The organism is Microbispora hainanensis (genome assembly GCF_036186745.1).
In the GTDB taxonomy this organism is placed as follows: Bacteria; Actinomycetota; Actinomycetes; order Streptosporangiales; family Streptosporangiaceae; genus Microbispora.
The window spans coordinates 2233600-2248718 of record NZ_CP108086.1; the positions used below are offsets into that span (position 1 = coordinate 2233600).

Consider the following 15119-nt stretch of genomic DNA (forward strand, 5'->3'; position numbering starts at 1 on the left):
TACCCGGAGAAGACCACGACCGTGCGTACGGGCTGGGCAAATCGCGGCAAAAGCAGCGGAGCGCTCCGTTAGCCCGGCGCGACACCCGGCCTGGGCTACCGGCGCTCGGCGGCCCGCAGGGCGTCCGCGGCCGTGAGCAGGCAGGCTCCGAGGAGCACGGCGTCCTTCAGCAGGAACTGCCCCGTGAGCGACAGCTTCGGTTCGCCGTGTGTCTCCTGCCACGCCCCGGGCGTCGTGGCCAGGAAGCTGAGGGTGGTGGCGAACATGCCGACGGCGGCGAGGCTGCCGAGGGCCGACACTCTCGGCGCGATCGGCTTCGCTCCGATCAGCGCTCCCAGAGCGATCTCGGCGACGCCGAGCAGGCCGGCGAGCCTCTTCTCCCCCAGCCTGGCGACGAGCCATGCGAGCGGGGGGCTTGCGGTCACGAGGGGGCGGATGTTGTCCACCTCGTAGTCCTCGAATTTCAGCCGGCCGATCTCCAGAAGGTTGAGCGCAAGACCATACCGAATGGTCGAAATCCCGAGACTGTGCACGATTTTGCCGATGCAATGCAGTTCCATCGAAGCCTCGCTCACCGCGTCGATTGCGCTCGATGTAGGACTCGCGGGCGACGACCATGCGGCCGGGCCGTGTCCGCGGCGCCGCTCACCACGCTACTCCGGTCGGTTTCGCCGCCGGACGGCGCTCGGCGCCCCGGAAGCGGGCCGGCGTGCGCTCACGCTCCCGGGAAGGGCCGTGGCCGTGCGTTCTAGGCCGCGTAGACGGGGGCGAGATCGGCGCAAAGTAGGGATTTCCTCCCCCGGCTCACGCCTCGGCCGCGTTATTGCTCCCCGACACGAGCGCGCTGGCGATGCGTTCCTGCCGCATGATCTCGGCCTTCAGCTGCCCGAGGTCGTCGGCATCCACGGTGCGGCAGGCGCCTGCCATCTCGGCCGCGCGGTCGAAGGGGCGCTCGCGGGTCGCCCACAGCCGCCCGGCATCGCTCCGCAGGATCCGCCAGCCATCATGCGACCCAGGCATGGGGAGCGTGTTCACGTGGGCAGACACTATCCGATCATGATCACGACTGGACCACGAGGGGTGTGGTTTTATCCCCCGAGCGGCCGTAGAGGGGGCGATAGGAGATAAATCCACACCAGGGACAAGATCTTTACACCGGGAGCCCGCGCCCGCCCGGTGTCCTCCCGCCCCTCCGGCGGATCCCTGGTGATGAGTTGTCGCGCCCGCGGCCGTCACACCTACGACGGGACACGACGACGCGGAAGGATGACGCGATGGGTGCGGACACGCTGCTGAAGGAGCTGGGCGTGAGCGGTCTGGGCGAGCTCGACGAGCCGGGCTTCTCGGCCTTGACAGGACGGCACCGGCGGGAGCTGCACGTGCACTGCTACCGGATGCTCGGGTCGTTCGAGGACGCCGAAGACGCCGTACAGGAGACGTTCCTGCGGGCCTGGCGGCGGCGGGAGACCTTCGAGGGGCGGTCGACGTTCCGGGCCTGGCTCTACCGGATCGCCACCAACGCCTGCCTGGACCTGCTCGCCAAGTGCCGTCCGGAGCCCGCGACCGGCGGCGAGGCGCGGTGGCTGCAGCCGTACCCGGACCGGCTGCTGGACGAGCTGCCCGCGGGCGACGCGGACGAGCCGGAGAGCGTCGCCGTCGCGCGGGAGACGATCGAGCTGGCCTACCTGGTCGCCGTACAGCACCTCGCGCCGCGCCCGAGGGCCGTGCTGATCCTGCGGGACGTGCTCGGCTGGCCGGCGAAGGACGTCGCGGAGCTCCTCGGAGACTCCGTCAACTCCGTGAACAGCGCGCTGCAGCGGGCCCGCGCCGGCATGCGGGAGCACCTGCCCGCCGAGCGGCAGGACTGGACCGGCGGCGAGGAGGACGCCGGGACGCGCGAGCTGGTGCGCCGCTTCACCGAGGCCAGTGTGGCCACGGACATCAAGACGATCACCACGATGTTGCGGGACGACGTCCGCTGCTCGATGCCGCCCACCCCCGGCCTGTACGTCGGCCGTGAGGCGGTGGTGAACGACTGGATCCAGGACGGCTTCGAGCGCCTGGAGAACCTGCGCGCCGTCCCGGCCTCCGTGAACCGGCAGCCCGCCGTGGCCTTCTATCTCTGGCGGGAGCAGGAGGGCGCCTACCTGCCGCTGACGATCGACGTCCTGCGCATCACCGGCGGGGTGATCACGGAGATCTTCATCTTCCACGCCGACCGGTTCCCGCGGCTCGGCCTGCCGGAGCGCCTGCCCGCGGACGGCACGAAATAGCCGCCGTCACCGCATGGCCGTGGTCAGGCGGTAGCGCGAGGGCGGGATGCCGTACCGGTCGAGGAAGTTCTGCCGGAGGCTCTCCGTCGTGCCGAAGCCGCAACGGGCCGCGATGGCGGCCATGGGCAGGGACGTGGAGACGAGGAGATGGGCGGCGGCCTCGGTGCGGGCGCGGCGGACGAACCGGCCCGGGGTCTGGCCCAGGTGCCGGAGGAACAGGCGGGTGAGATGCCGCTCGCTCACGCCCGCGCCTGCCGCGAGGGTGGCCGTGGTCAGATCGCCGTCGAGGTGGCTCGTGATGTGGTCGACGACGCGCTTGACCAGGCCGTCGCTCGGCGGCGGGCTCTCGGTGAACATGCTCATCTGGGCCTGGTTGCCGGGCCGCTGCAGGTAGGCCACCAGATAGCGGGCCACCTCCCGGGCGAGCGGCGCCCCGTTGTCCTCTTCGATGAAGGCGAGGGTGAGGTCGAGGGCGCTCGTGACCCCGGCCGCCGTGGCGACGTTGCCGTCGCGGATGAAGATCGGCTCGGCGTCGACGGTGATCTCCGGGTGGCGGGTGGCGAGCACGTATCCGTACTTCCAGTGCGTGGTGGCCCGGCGTCCGTCGAGCAGTCCGGCGGCGGCCAGCACCGCCGCGCCCGTGCACACCGAGGCGACGCGGCGGCTCTCCCGGGCCAGACGGCGTACGTGACCGACGATCACCTGGCTGGCGGCGGCGTCCTCGTGCCCGATTCCTCCCGACACCACGAGCGTGTCGAGCGGTCCGGTGATGTGCTCAAGGGCCTGCTGCCCCTGCAGCGTCAACCCGCTCGCGCACGTGATGGGCAGGCCCGACGGGGTGGCCAGGCACACGTCATAAGGCGGCGCGGCGCCGTGCAGGTTCGCCATTATCAGGCTGGACGTCACGCAGGAAATGTCCAGCAACTCCGCCGCATGGTATCCGAGCACGACCACACGTCGTCGAGTCATGGCCCGACTCTATGTCGGAAAGGCATAAAGCCAAGATATCCGGGCCTTTCGGCGGCGCTTTCTTCCATGAAAGGGCGAAATGTCATATCGCGCGGCCCCGGCTACTCGTCCTCAGCCTGACGTGCGGCCTGGGCGGTGACGCGCTCGACGGCCTTGACGGCCACGTCGGGCTGGTCGACGTAGATGTAGTGGCCGCTCTTGGCGGCCGTGCTCAGCGTGCTGTCGCTCGACAGCGCGAGCCACCTGCGCTGGCCCGCGGCCCACGCCCGCTCCAGGCGCGGGCCGTACGTGGGGACGGCCGCGAGGTACGGCATGCCGTGCTGGATGACCTCCACCGGGATGTCCCCGGCGGAACGGACCTTGCCGTCGGGGACGACGAGCTTCTCCGGGTTCTCGCCCTTGAACACCGCGAGGTTCTGCGCGCGCAGCTCGGCCGCCGGGCCGGTGGCCGACTCGGGGATCGCCGTGCTGATGTCGTGCAGCATGGTGGACGGGGTGGCGTCCATCAGGACCAGGCCCTTGACCCTGTCCTGGTGGTCGGGGGCATATCTGGCGGCGATCAGCCCGCCCAGCGAGTGGCCTGCCAGGACGACCCGGCCGTCGCCGGCGACGCGGTCGATCACCCCGGTCAGGATCTTCCCGGTGCTGGAGAAGCTCTGCGGGCCGTCCGGCTTGTCGCTCGCGCCCTCGCCGAGCCGGTCGTAGGAGCAGACCCGGTTGTGCTCGCTCAGCGTCTTCTGGAAGGCGGCCAGCTTGTCGAGCCCGTCACCCGCCCCGGCCAGCAGGACGACGACGGGCCCGCCCTTCTCCGGGTCGCCCGAACAGGACACGTTCACCGACCGGCCCGCGACCTCGATCTTCGTGGTCCCGGAGATCGGGGCGGCGGCCGTCCGCGTGGCGGGGGCGAGGGGGTCCCAGTCGTCCAGCGACTCGCCGTCGCAGCCCGCGACTCCCGCGCCGAGCACGGTGCAGCACAGCGCGGCCACGACGGATGTCCTGATCCTGGGAAGCATGAGGTCCTCCGGTGGGGGATTCGACGCAGGGGGACGCGCACGGCGGTGCGGCGGGAAAGCGGGCACGGCGCCGTGGCTGCGTCGTAACGCTACGGATCGGGTGGTCCGAGATCGTCACCGCTCAGTGGACATTCGCCGGTAGCTCGCACGAGGGACGAACGCGAGGACGAGCGCGGCGTACGAGCGCGGCGTACGAGCGGGGACGAGCGCGGCGGACGAGCACGGACGAGCGCGGCGGACAATCAGGAACGAACGCGGCGCGCGAGCGGGGACGAGCACGGACGAACGCGGACGAACGCGGCGGACGATCAGGGACGAGCGGGGACACGCGGCGGGCACGCGGCGGAAGCTCCCCCGCGTCGTGCCGCTCAGCGGCTCCACCGCGGCCCGGGCGTTGGCGCGGGCCGCGCCCTACTCCGGCCAGGGGGAGCCGAGGATCGTGTCGACGAAGTTGCCCCGCCGATAGCCGGGCACATAGCGTTCGAGCACGTCGGCCTTGACGTTGCCGAACGTCGTCTCGGGCTTGGGTGCGATGCCCTCGGTGAACGCCCGCAGGATCGCCTCCTTGAACCCCGGGCGCGGGTGGAGGGCGGTGATCTCGGCCCGCTGGGCGTCGTCGAGATCGTGATAGCCGATGCCGAGCACGTCATACTCCACGCCCGCGGTGACCAGCGCCACCTCCGGCTCCATGAACTCGGGGATACCGGGAGTGGTGTGCAGGGCGATCGCGGTCCACACCCGGCGGATGCTGTCCTCCGGCACCCCGCGTCGCCGCAGGAAGCCGCGGGCGGCATCGGCGCTGTCCACCTCGAAGCGCCGCCCGCTGCCGCGATGCTCCTCGTTGAGCCCCAGGTCGTGGAACATCGCGCCGATGTAGAGCAGCTCCGGGTCGAAGCTCAGGTCCCGTCGCCGCCCCAGCAGGCTGCCGAAGAAGTAGACACGGCGCGAATGGTGATAGATCAGGTCGCTGGTGACGTCACGGACGAACTCGGTGGCCTCCGTCGCGAGCTTGGTGTCAGGCACGGTCTGCTCGATCGTCATCGTTTCGCTCCCCCTCCGGCTCGGGCTCCACTGTCACCCGCGGCGGCCGAGGAACGTCGCAGCAACACGTCTTGCCCCGTCCATGGACCGGTCACGGAGGGTCAGCGTGATCGGCCGGTCAGTCGGAGGGCCGGGGTCCTGCCGCGCGGCGGAGCCGGTTGGCGATCGCGAGTCCCAGCCCCTCCTCCACCGGCAGGGACGCGATGATCAGGTCGCATCCTCGCTGGTCGAGCTCGCGGAGGAAGCCGTACAGCTCGCGCGCGTACGCGTCCGGCGAGGCGGGGACCTCCACCACGGCGTGCGCCTTCACCTCGGCGTCGGCGAAAGCGGGGGGAAGGAAGACGCCCACCCGGTGTCCCAGCTCCTGGGCGAGCTCCGCTTCGGCGACGACCTTCTCTGGCTCGACGAGCACGACCCGCGCACGTGGCGCGTAGTGCGACGGATGCTGGCCGGGCACCCGTACGCGGCTCGTGGAGGGGACCGCGAGCGGGCGGCCCAGCGCCGCTTCGAGGTCCTCGCGCGTCACCCCGCCGGGCCGCAGGATGGTCGGGACGTCGCTCGTGGCGTCGACGATGGTGGACTCGACGCCGACCCCGCAGGCGCCGCCGTCCAGCACGAAGTCGACGGCGTCGCCGAGCTCCGTACGGACGTGGTCCGCGGTCGTGGGGCTGACCGAGCCGAAGCGGTTGGCGGAGGGGGCCGCGACACCGCCGCCGAAGGCCTCCAGCAACGCGAGCGCGACAGGATGGTCGGGCACGCGTATGGCCACCGTCTCCAGGCCGCCCGTCGTTTCGAGGGGCACCCGGGGGCCGCGCCGCAGGACCAGCGTGAGCGGCCCCGGCCAGAAGCGTTCGGCCAGCAGGCGTGCCGTCTCGGGCACGTCCTCGACCCAGTCGCCCAGGTGCTCCGCGCCGCCGATGTGGACGATCAGCGGGTGGGTGGGCGGACGCCCCTTGACCTGGAAGACGCGCGCGACGGCGGCGGGGTTCTCGGCGTCGGCGCCCAGACCATAGACGGTCTCGGTCGGGAGGGCCACGAGGCCTCCGGCGCGCAGCACGGCCGCCGCCTTCTCTATGTCACCGGTTCCTGCCGTCACCCTCGGGATCCTTTCACTGTTCCGCTCACTGTTCCGCTCTCCGCGCGCCGGGTTCTCGTCGCGGCGGTGCCGTGTGCGCGGCGGCGCGGGGGAAACGCCGCCAGGACGTGTCCAGCTCAGCGTAGAACCCCACAAGTCCTACCTCGGTCGTGCCGTCAGGCCGCCGATGAGCATTCCGTACGGATCCATCCGGGTTCGGGGGGCCGGATATCCTGCTCCGAACGTGTCACCCGACTTTTGCGGGACCCGCCGCGTGGCAGTAGCACGGCAACGGCATGGCGGGGTCCGGCGCGGGTGGGCCGGGCTCGGCGTGAACGAGAGGGTGTCAAGTGACGCGCTGTGATGACGCTGAGCAGGGGCCGCCGGAGGCGGCCGGGGCCGGGGTGTTCGCCGCCGAGGACGAGGTCGGCCGTGATCTGGCGTCGGTGGACTGGCGGGCCACCCCGCTCGGGCCGCCGGAGGAGTGGCCGCAGAGCCTGCAGACGGCGGTGAGCATCCTGCTGTCGTCCCGGTTCTCCATGTGGATGGCGTGGGGGCCGGAGCTGACCTTCTTCTGCAACGCCGCCTACCGGCGCGACACGCTGGGCCGGAAATATCCATGGGCGCTCGGTCGGCCCGCCGCCGAGGTCTGGGCGGAGATCTGGGACGACATCGGCCCGCGGATCGACACCGTGCTGGCCACCGGGCAGGCCACCTGGGACGAGGCGCTGCTGCTGGTCCTGGAGCGGGCCGGCTATCCGGAGGAGAGCTACCACACGTTCTCCTACAGCCCCCTTCGCGACGACTCGGGCGCCGTGGTCGGCATGCTGTGCGTCGTCAGCGAGGAGACCGAGCGGGTCATCGGCGAGCGGCGCATGGCGACGCTGCGGGATCTCGGCTCCGACCCCAGCGTGGTCCGCACCGAGCAGGAGATGCTCGGGTTCGCCTGCCGGCAGCTCGGCCGCAACCTCTACGACCTGCCGTTCACACTGACCTATCTGTTCCAGGACGGCGGCGGCGCGCGGCTGGCCGGGGTGACCGGCATCGCCGCCGGGCACCCGGCCGCCCCGCTCACCCTGGCGGCCGGCGACCCCGGCACGGTGTGGCCCGTGGCGGCGCCGGCCCGGGGGGAGCCGGTGATCGTGCCGCTCGACGGCGCGCCGTTCGCCGGTCTTCCGGCCGGAGCCTGGCCGGAGCCGCCCGCGCAGGCGCTGGTGGTGCCGCTGCTCCAGCAGGGCAGCGCGCCGTACGGGTTCCTGGTGGCCGCGCTCAACCGCTATCGGCCGCTGGACGAGGCGTATCGCGGGTTCATCGAGCTGGCGGCGGGGCACGTCGCGGCGGGCGTCGCGAGCGCCCGCAGCTATCAGGCCCAGCAGCGGCGGGCGGAGGAGCTGGCCGAGCTCGACCGTGCGAAGACCGTCTTCTTCTCCAACATCAGCCACGAGTTCCGCACGCCGCTGACCCTGATCATGGGGCCGGTGGAGGAGCTGCGCGCCCGGCTGCACGGAGCGGACCCGCAGGTGCGCGAGGAGCTGGAGGTCATCCGCCGCAACGGGTTGCGGCTCGGCAAGCTGGTCAACACCCTGCTCGACTTCTCCCGCATCGAGGCCGGCCGCATGCAGGCCGGCTATGAGCCGGTCGATCTGGCCGCCGTCACGGCCGAGCTGGCCAGCCTCTTCCGCTCCGCGATCGACAAGGCGGGCCTGGAGTTCCGGGTCGACTGCCCTCCCCTGGACGAGCCGGTCTACATCGACCTCGGCATGTGGGAGAAGGTGGTGCTCAACCTGCTCAGCAACGCGTTGAAGTTCACCTTCGAGGGCGCGATCGGCGTCACCGTGCGCGGCGAGGACGACCACGCCGTGGTGACCGTCACCGACACGGGCGTCGGCGTCCCGGCCGACGAGCTGCCGCGGCTGTTCGAGCGGTTCCACCGCATCGAGAACGCGCGCTCGCGCTCCAACGAGGGAAGCGGCATCGGGCTGGCCCTCGTGCAGGAGCTGGTCGGCCTGCACGGCGGCACGATCAGCGCCGACAGCGCCGAGGGTGCGGGCACCCGTTTCACCATCCGCCTGCCGTACGGCTCCGCGCACCTGCCCGCCGAGTCGATCATCACGGCCGGCACCGGGGCGGGCGCCACCGCCGCGGATCCGTACGTCGAAGAGGCGCTGCGCTGGCTGCCCGCGGACGAGGACGGCGAGCCCGCCGGGAACGGCATGGAGCTGCCGTCGCACGACGGCTCCGCCATCCGGCCGGGGAGCTCGGCCGCCCCGGCGCGTGTGCTGGTCGCCGACGACAACGCCGACATGCGCGGCTATCTCGTCCGACTCCTCAAGGGCGCCGGATATCTCGTCGGCACCGCGAGCGACGGCATGGAGGCCCTGGACGCCGTACGCGCGGACGCGCCCGACGTCGTGATCAGCGACGTGATGATGCCGCGCCTCGACGGGCTGTCCCTGGTCGCGGCGCTGCGGTCCGATCCGCGCACCGCCGCCGTGCCCGTGGTGCTGCTGTCGGCCCGGGCGGGCCAGGAGGCGTCGATCGAGGGCCTGCAGGCCGGGGCCGACGACTACCTGGTCAAGCCCTTCGCCGCCGCGGAGCTGCTCGCGCGGGTGCGGGCGAACATGGACATGGCACGGCTGCGCCAGCACCAGGCGCGCTGGCGCAGCGCGCTGGTCGACTCGCTGCAGGAGGCGTTCTTCGTCTGCGACGAGCAGGGTGCCGTCATCGAGATCAACAGCGCCTTCACCGACATCCTCGGCTACGGCCCGGAGAACCTGCCCTACACGCCGATCCATCCGTGGTGGCCGGACGCCGCCGATCCCGAGGCCTACCAGCAGGTCGCCGACGCCTTCAGCGGCCTGCTCGGCCCGGGCCGGGGCAGCCACACCATCCCGGTCGTCCACCGCGACGGGCACCGGCTGTGGATCAGCGTGACCTTCAACGAGGCGCAGGATCCCGACACCGGGCGGCGTGTCGTCGTCGGCACCTTCCGCGACGTCACCGCCGAGCACTACGCCATCCAGCGCGAGAGCGCCCTCGCCTCGCTGAGCACCGGCCTGTCCCAGGCGGCGAGCCTCTCCGACGCGCTGACCGGCGCCCTGCGGGAGCTGCGCGGCCTGTGGCGTGCGACGTCGGTCGTCGCCGCGGTCTTCGGCCAGGGCGAGGAGCCGTCCCTGACCGTCGAGGGCGGGCCGGTGGACTGGCACGGGCTGCCGGGCGAACGCCGCCGGGCGCTCGCCGATCTGCTGCGACGGCCGCTGCTCACACCGGTCACCGAGCGCGACGGGGCCGGCATCCTGCTGGAGCACCCCGAGGGACAGCTCGCCCTGTGGATCGACCTGGGCGGCCACCGGCCCTTCACGGGTGAGGACCAGGTGCTGCTGTCGCTGCTGGCCGGACGTCTGGCCCAGGGCCTTGTGCGCGCCCACCAGATCGACCAGCAACGCGAGACCGCCATCGCGCTGCAGCGCGCCATCCTCGGCCCCGCCCGGCTTCCCGACGGGTTCGCCGTACGCTACGAGCCCGCCACCCGGCCCCTGGAGGTCGGCGGCGACTGGTACGACACCGTCGCCTTGCCCGGCGGGCGCATCGGCATCGTCGTCGGCGACTGCGTCGGGCGCGGGGTGCAGGCCGCCGCCGTGATGGGACAGCTGCGCAGCGCGTGCCGCGCGCTGCTGCTGCAGGACGACAGCCCGGCCCGCGTGCTCATGGCCCTGGACCAGTTCGCCGCCGGTGTCCCCGGGGCCCGGTGCACCACCGTCTTCTGCGCCGTCCTCGATCCGGAGACCGGGCGCCTGTCCTACTCCAGCGCCGGGCACCCGCCGGGGATCCTCGCCCACCCCGACGGCAGCACGGGCCTGCTCGACGGCGGGCGTTCGGTGCCGCTCGCCGTACGGTCGGGGGCGGCCCGCCCGGAGAGCGAGACGGTCATCCCCCCGCGCGCCACGCTCATGCTCTACACGGACGGCCTGGTCGAGCGCCGCCGCCGTCCGCTCTATTCGGGCATCGACCAGGCCAGTCAGGCCGTACAGGACGGCAGGAACGTCGCCGTCGACGACCTCGCCACGCACGTGATGATCCGCCTTGCGCCCGCGGACGGCTACGACGACGACGTCGCGCTGCTGCTCTATCGGCACCCGGCCCCGCTGGAGGTGACCTTCCCGGCGGAGTCGTCCCAGCTCGCGCCGGTACGCAAGGCGCTGCGGAGCTGGCTCGGCCAGTGCGACCTGCCGACCCAGATCGTCCAGAACGTCCTGGTCGCGGCGGGTGAGGCGTGCGCGAACGCCATCGAGCACGGCCACCGGCACGCCCCCGGTGAGATCGTCCGCCTGCGGGTCGAGGCGTCGGTCGACAACCTGCGCCTCACCGTCGCCGACAGCGGCCGCTGGAAGTCCCCCGAGCCCGAGGCCAACTCCCACCGCGGGCGCGGCGTCGCGCTCATGCGCGCCATGATGCAGCAGGTCACCATCACCCCCGGCCCGTACGGGACCACCGTCGACATGCAGATGAGGATCGCCTGATGACCACACCCCTGACCATCACCCCTGGGGTTCGCCCGGACGGCGTCGCTCTCCTGACCGCGGCCGGCGAGATCGACATGAGCAACACCGACGCCCTCGCGGCGGCTCTTGAGAGCACCCCGGGGCCCGTCGTCATCGACCTCACCTCGGTCGAATATCTCGACAGCGCGGGCCTGAGCGTGCTGTTCGCGCACGCCGACCACATCGCGCTCATCGCCAACCCCCTGCTGACCCCCGTACTGACCATCTCCGGGCTGGCGGACCTCGTCACCGTCGCCGAGGGGGACTCCGGCGCCCGATAGGACCCGTCCTGCCTCCTTCAAGTGAGATTTTGCTCTCGCTTGCGTTGATCTCTTTACACGAGTCATGTGAGAGTTGACTATCAAGTGGCGACTCGACGAATCGTGGTGAACGGCGATCCGCTCTGGGAGGCATGATGACCACTGTCGAACCCCGGATCTTCCCCTTCGGACAGACGGACCGGCTGGATGTGGATCCCCTCTTCTCCCGCTTGCGGCAGGAGGAACCGCTGTGCCGGGTCCGGCTGCCGTACGGGGAGCCCGCGTGGCTCGCGACCCGCTACGAGGACGTCAAGGTCGTGCTCGGTGACGCGCGGTTCAGCCGGGCCGCGGCGATCGGCCGTGACGAGCCGCGGATGCGGCCCCACCGGTCCCGCCCCGGCAGCATCCTCAGCTTCGACCCGCCCGAGCACAGCAGGCTGCGGAGGCTGGTGTCGAAGGCGTTCACCGTACGGCGGGTCGAGCTGCTGCGGCCCCGCACCCAGGAGATCGCCGACGGTCTCGTGGGCGCGATGCTCGGCAAGGGCGCCCCGGCCGACCTCGTCGAGGACTTCGGGCTGCCGCTGCCGATCACGGTCATCTGCGAGTTGCTGGGCGTGCCCGTCGAAGACCGGGTCGACTTCCGCACCTGGTCGGACGCGCTGCTGTCCACGACGCGGTTCACCCCGGACGAGGTGGTGCGCTGCATGGGGCTGCTCCGGGACTACATGGCGGGGCTCATCGCCCAGCGCCGCGAGGCTCCGAAGGACGACCTGCTCAGCGCGCTCGTCGCGGCCCGCGACGACGAGGAGCGGCTGTCGGAGGAGGAGATGCTGTCGCTGGCCGAGGCGCTGCTGGTCGCCGGCCACGAGACCACGGCCACGCAGATCCCCAACTTCGTCTACGTGCTGCTCACCCATCCCGGGCAGCTCGCGGCGCTGCGCGCCGACCTCGACCTGATCCCCAGGGCAGTCGAGGAGCTGATGCGCTTCGTCCCGCTCGGCGGCGGCGCGTCCATCGCGCGCTACGCACTGGAGGACGTCGAGCTGGGCGGCGTCATGGTGCGCGCCGGTGAGCCGGTGGTCGTGAGCCTGATATCGGCCAACCGCGACGAGTCGGTCTACACGAACCCCGACGACCTCGAACTCGACCGTCAGCAGGCCTCGCACGTGGGGTTCGGGCACGGGGCGCACCACTGCCTCGGCGCCCCGCTCGCCCGGATGGAGCTGCAGGTCGCGCTGCGTACGCTGCTCACCCGGCTGCCCGGGCTCCGCCTCGCCGGCTCCGAGGACGACGTCGTGTGGAAGACGGGGTTGTCCACCCGGGGCCCCGAGCACATGCTTGTCACGTGGGACCGGCCCTGACGGGGCTTATCGATAGTCGCCTATCATTTTTTGGCTATCCTGTGGGCGTGACCACCGAGACCTCGCGACGGCTGCGCGCCGACGCCGCACGCAACTCGGGGAGGATCCTGCGCGCGGCCCGGGAGGTCTGGGCCGAGCAGGGGCCCGACGCGCTGCTCGAAGATATCGCCCGCCGCGCCGGTGTCGGCATCGCTACCCTCTATCGCCATTTTCCCGACAAGGCGGGCCTGGTCAGGGCGGCCCTCGACCAGAGCTTCGCCGAGGAGATCGCCCCCGCCATCGAACGGGCGCTCGGCGACGACGATCCCCGCCGCGCTCTGGCCACCGTGCTGGAGGCGGCGATGTCCTCGGCGGACCGGGAGCGCAACACCCTGGCCGCCGCCCGGAACTCCGGCGCCGTCACCGCCGAGGCGAGCAGCCCGTTCATCGAGTCGCTGACCCTGCTGGCCCGGCGCGGGCAGGAGGCCGGTCTCATCCGCGCCGACCTCGTCGCCGACGACCTGCCGAGGATCATGGTCATGCTGATGGGCGTGCTGTGGACGATGGAGCCCGGCAGCGACGGCTGGCGGCGCTACCTCGCGCTCGTCCTCGACGCCCTGTCGCCCGGCGCGGCCACCCCGCTGCCGGACGCCGTGCCGCTCAGGTCACCGCGCAAACGAGGCGGCTGGCCCGTGTGACGCGGGCGGCCGGGGCTCTGCCACGTGGATGGCCGCAGCGTGATCCGGAGCGGTGAGCCCGGCCAGCGCGGCGGCCGAGGGCGTTCCCGGATCGGCCTGGTAGGCGATCACGACCTGGCCGTCCGTCCCGCCGACCGCAAGGCTGTGCCGCCGCAGCACGAGCCGCCCGGCGACGGGATGGGCGAACTCCTTCGTCTCGTTCCGCGTCGGGCGGACGTCATGGCGTTCCCACAGGCGGCGGAAGTCGTCGGAGGCCGCCGACAGCTCCTCGACCAGCTCGCGCAGGGCCGGGTCGTCGAGGTCGGCGCCGGCCACGGCCCGGAGCGCGGCGACCGAGCCGGCCGCGACCGCGTCCCACCGGGGGAACAGCGCCCGCGCGCCGGGATCGAGGAAGACGTCTCGCACGAGGTTGCGGCCGGGCCGATACATGGGCGCGAGGGCGATCGCCGCCGCGTTGGCGGCCAGCACGTCGAACCGCCGTCCTCGCAGGTAGGCGGGTATGCCTGCCCACGCGTCGAGGAGATCCCCGGCTCCGGGGGCAGGCTGCTCCCGCGGCCGGCGGGGCGGGCCGCCGTTCGGTCTCGACGCGTCTCGGGCCAGGGCGTGCAGGTGGGCCGTGAGGTCGGCGTCGAGGCGCAGGGCGGCGCCGAGCGCGTCGAGCACCTGCTCGGAGGGATTGCGGTCCCTGCCCTGCTCAAGCCGGGTCAGATAGGCGAGGCTGACGCCCGCGAGCGTGGCCAGCTCGTCGCGGCGCAGCCCGGCCACGCGGCGCCGGCCGATCGCGGGCAGCCCGGCGTCCTCCGGGCGTACGAGCGCGCGGCGGGCCTTGAGAAAGCTGCCGAGAGCGTTGGTGCCGGGCATGTCACCCGCCACTGTACGCAGCACCGGCGGGTGATGGTGACCCTGCCGGGGTGATGGCTGTGCCGTCCCGTGCGGGGCAGAGTCGATGGACATGAGCACAGAAAACGCAATCACCTGGTTCATCACGGGGGCGTCCCGCGGCTTCGGCGACGTGTGGACGCGGGCGGCGCTGCGGCGCGGCGACCGGGTCGTCGCGACGGCCCGCGACGTTTCCACGCTGAAGCCGCTCGCCGACGAGTTCGGCGACGCGATCCTCCCGTTGCCGCTCGACGTCACCGACCGGGACGCCGCCTTCGCCGCGGTCGCCCGTGGGGCCGAGCGCTTCGGCGGGATCGACGTCGTCGTCAACAACGCCGGATACGGCCTTTTCGGCGCGGTGGAGGAGGTCACCGAGGCCCAGGCGAGGGCCCAGCTGGAGACGAACCTGCTCGGCGCGCTCTGGGTCACCCAGGCCGCGCTGCCCGGGATGCGGGAGCGTGGGCGGGGCCACTTCCTGCAGGTGTCGAGCATCGGCGGCGTCGCCGCGTTCCCCATGCTCGGGCTCTACAACGCGTCGAAATGGGGCCTGGAGGCGTTCAGCGAGTCGCTCGCCCAGGAGGTCGCCCCACATGGGATCAAGGTGACGATCATCGAGCCCGGCCCGTACGGCACCGACTGGAGCGGCTCTTCGGCCGTCCACGCCGAGCCGCACGCCGCGTACGAGCAGGTCAGGCAGGCCCGCCGGGCCGCCGCGGCGGGCAGGGCGCCGATCGACCCCGAGGTCACGGCCGAGGCGGTCCTCGCGGTCGTGGACGCGGAACGGCCCCCGCTGCGCCTGTTCCTGGGGAGCTACTGCCTGCCGATCGCCGAGCGGGTCTATTCCGAACGCCTGGACACCTGGCGGGAGTGGCGCTCCCTCTCCGAGTCCGCCGACGGGTGAGCGCGCGGCGGTTCCCCGGCTCTCGGGTCCGGCCGGGGAAAACATCGGCCGGGTCGCCGAACGCGGCCTGACGAAACGCCGGAGTTACGCCGAGGTGGCAATGAAAGTTTCATTGCGGAGCGGGTCCGC

At 72.2% G+C, this 15119-nt stretch carries 13 protein-coding genes; 6 read left to right on the forward strand and 7 right to left on the reverse strand.

Features of this window, described 5'->3' with window-relative positions; all coding sequences use genetic code 11:
* Nucleotides 1-95: 95 nt before the first annotated feature.
* Nucleotides 96-575: a YkgB family protein gene (locus tag OHB01_RS10265; RefSeq protein WP_142650029.1), complete on the reverse strand. Its 480-nt coding sequence runs from the start codon at nt 573-575 to the stop codon at nt 96-98.
* Between the two features lie 229 nt (nt 576-804).
* Complete coding sequence (locus OHB01_RS10270) at nt 805-1035, reverse strand: hypothetical protein (protein WP_205830729.1); 231 nt, start codon at nt 1033-1035, stop codon at nt 805-807.
* Nucleotides 1036-1274: 239 nt separating this feature from the next.
* Here OHB01_RS10270 and OHB01_RS10275 point away from each other — a divergent pair, with 239 nt between their 5' ends.
* The gene (locus OHB01_RS10275; protein WP_328855255.1) at nt 1275-2273 is read left to right on the forward strand and encodes an RNA polymerase subunit sigma-70; all 999 of its coding nucleotides are present in this window, start codon (nt 1275-1277) and stop codon (nt 2271-2273) included.
* Between the two features lie 6 nt (nt 2274-2279).
* Here OHB01_RS10275 and OHB01_RS10280 read toward each other — a convergent pair whose 3' ends face one another.
* From OHB01_RS10280 to OHB01_RS10295, 4 genes are all read right to left on the reverse strand, one after another.
* On the reverse strand, nt 2280-3242 hold the full coding sequence (locus tag OHB01_RS10280) for a GlxA family transcriptional regulator (RefSeq protein ID WP_142650027.1): 963 nt from the start codon (nt 3240-3242) through the stop codon (nt 2280-2282).
* Between the two features lie 101 nt (nt 3243-3343).
* Nucleotides 3344-4255 (reverse strand): alpha/beta hydrolase, encoded by a 912-nt coding sequence (locus OHB01_RS10285; protein ID WP_328855256.1) that lies wholly within the window; start codon nt 4253-4255, stop codon nt 3344-3346.
* Between the two features lie 411 nt (nt 4256-4666).
* Entirely contained in the window at nt 4667-5296 is a 630-nt protein-coding gene (locus tag OHB01_RS10290; protein ID WP_142650025.1) for an HD domain-containing protein, read from the reverse strand.
* Nucleotides 5297-5414: 118 nt separating this feature from the next.
* Nucleotides 5415-6392: an L-threonylcarbamoyladenylate synthase gene (locus OHB01_RS10295; RefSeq protein ID WP_328855257.1), complete on the reverse strand. Its 978-nt coding sequence runs from the start codon at nt 6390-6392 to the stop codon at nt 5415-5417.
* Nucleotides 6393-6721: 329 nt separating this feature from the next.
* Between OHB01_RS10295 and OHB01_RS10300 the strand changes: the two genes are divergently transcribed.
* From OHB01_RS10300 to OHB01_RS10315, 4 genes are all read left to right on the forward strand, one after another.
* Nucleotides 6722-10891 (forward strand): SpoIIE family protein phosphatase, encoded by a 4170-nt coding sequence (locus tag OHB01_RS10300; RefSeq protein ID WP_328855258.1) that lies wholly within the window; start codon nt 6722-6724, stop codon nt 10889-10891.
* Nucleotides 10891-11193, forward strand: coding sequence for an STAS domain-containing protein (locus OHB01_RS10305; protein ID WP_142650022.1), 303 nt, complete (start codon nt 10891-10893; stop codon nt 11191-11193). Before OHB01_RS10300 ends, OHB01_RS10305 begins: the two co-directional genes overlap by 1 nt.
* 131 nt (nt 11194-11324) lie before the next feature.
* Nucleotides 11325-12533 carry a cytochrome P450 gene (locus OHB01_RS10310; RefSeq protein ID WP_328855259.1) on the forward strand — a complete coding sequence of 403 codons (1209 nt, stop codon included), beginning with the start codon at nt 11325-11327 and terminating at the stop codon, nt 12531-12533.
* A gap of 47 nt (nt 12534-12580) precedes the next feature.
* Nucleotides 12581-13210 carry a TetR/AcrR family transcriptional regulator gene (locus OHB01_RS10315; protein ID WP_260617403.1) on the forward strand — a complete coding sequence of 210 codons (630 nt, stop codon included), beginning with the start codon at nt 12581-12583 and terminating at the stop codon, nt 13208-13210.
* Here the strand turns inward: OHB01_RS10315 and OHB01_RS10320 are convergent.
* On the reverse strand, nt 13178-14071 hold the full coding sequence (locus OHB01_RS10320) for a helix-turn-helix domain-containing protein (protein WP_142650019.1): 894 nt from the start codon (nt 14069-14071) through the stop codon (nt 13178-13180). The genes OHB01_RS10315 and OHB01_RS10320 overlap by 33 nt on opposite strands.
* Nucleotides 14072-14162: 91 nt before the next feature.
* Between OHB01_RS10320 and OHB01_RS10325 the strand changes: the two genes are divergently transcribed.
* Nucleotides 14163-14990 carry an SDR family NAD(P)-dependent oxidoreductase gene (locus OHB01_RS10325; RefSeq protein ID WP_328855260.1) on the forward strand — a complete coding sequence of 276 codons (828 nt, stop codon included), beginning with the start codon at nt 14163-14165 and terminating at the stop codon, nt 14988-14990.
* Nucleotides 14991-15119 lie beyond the last annotated feature (129 nt).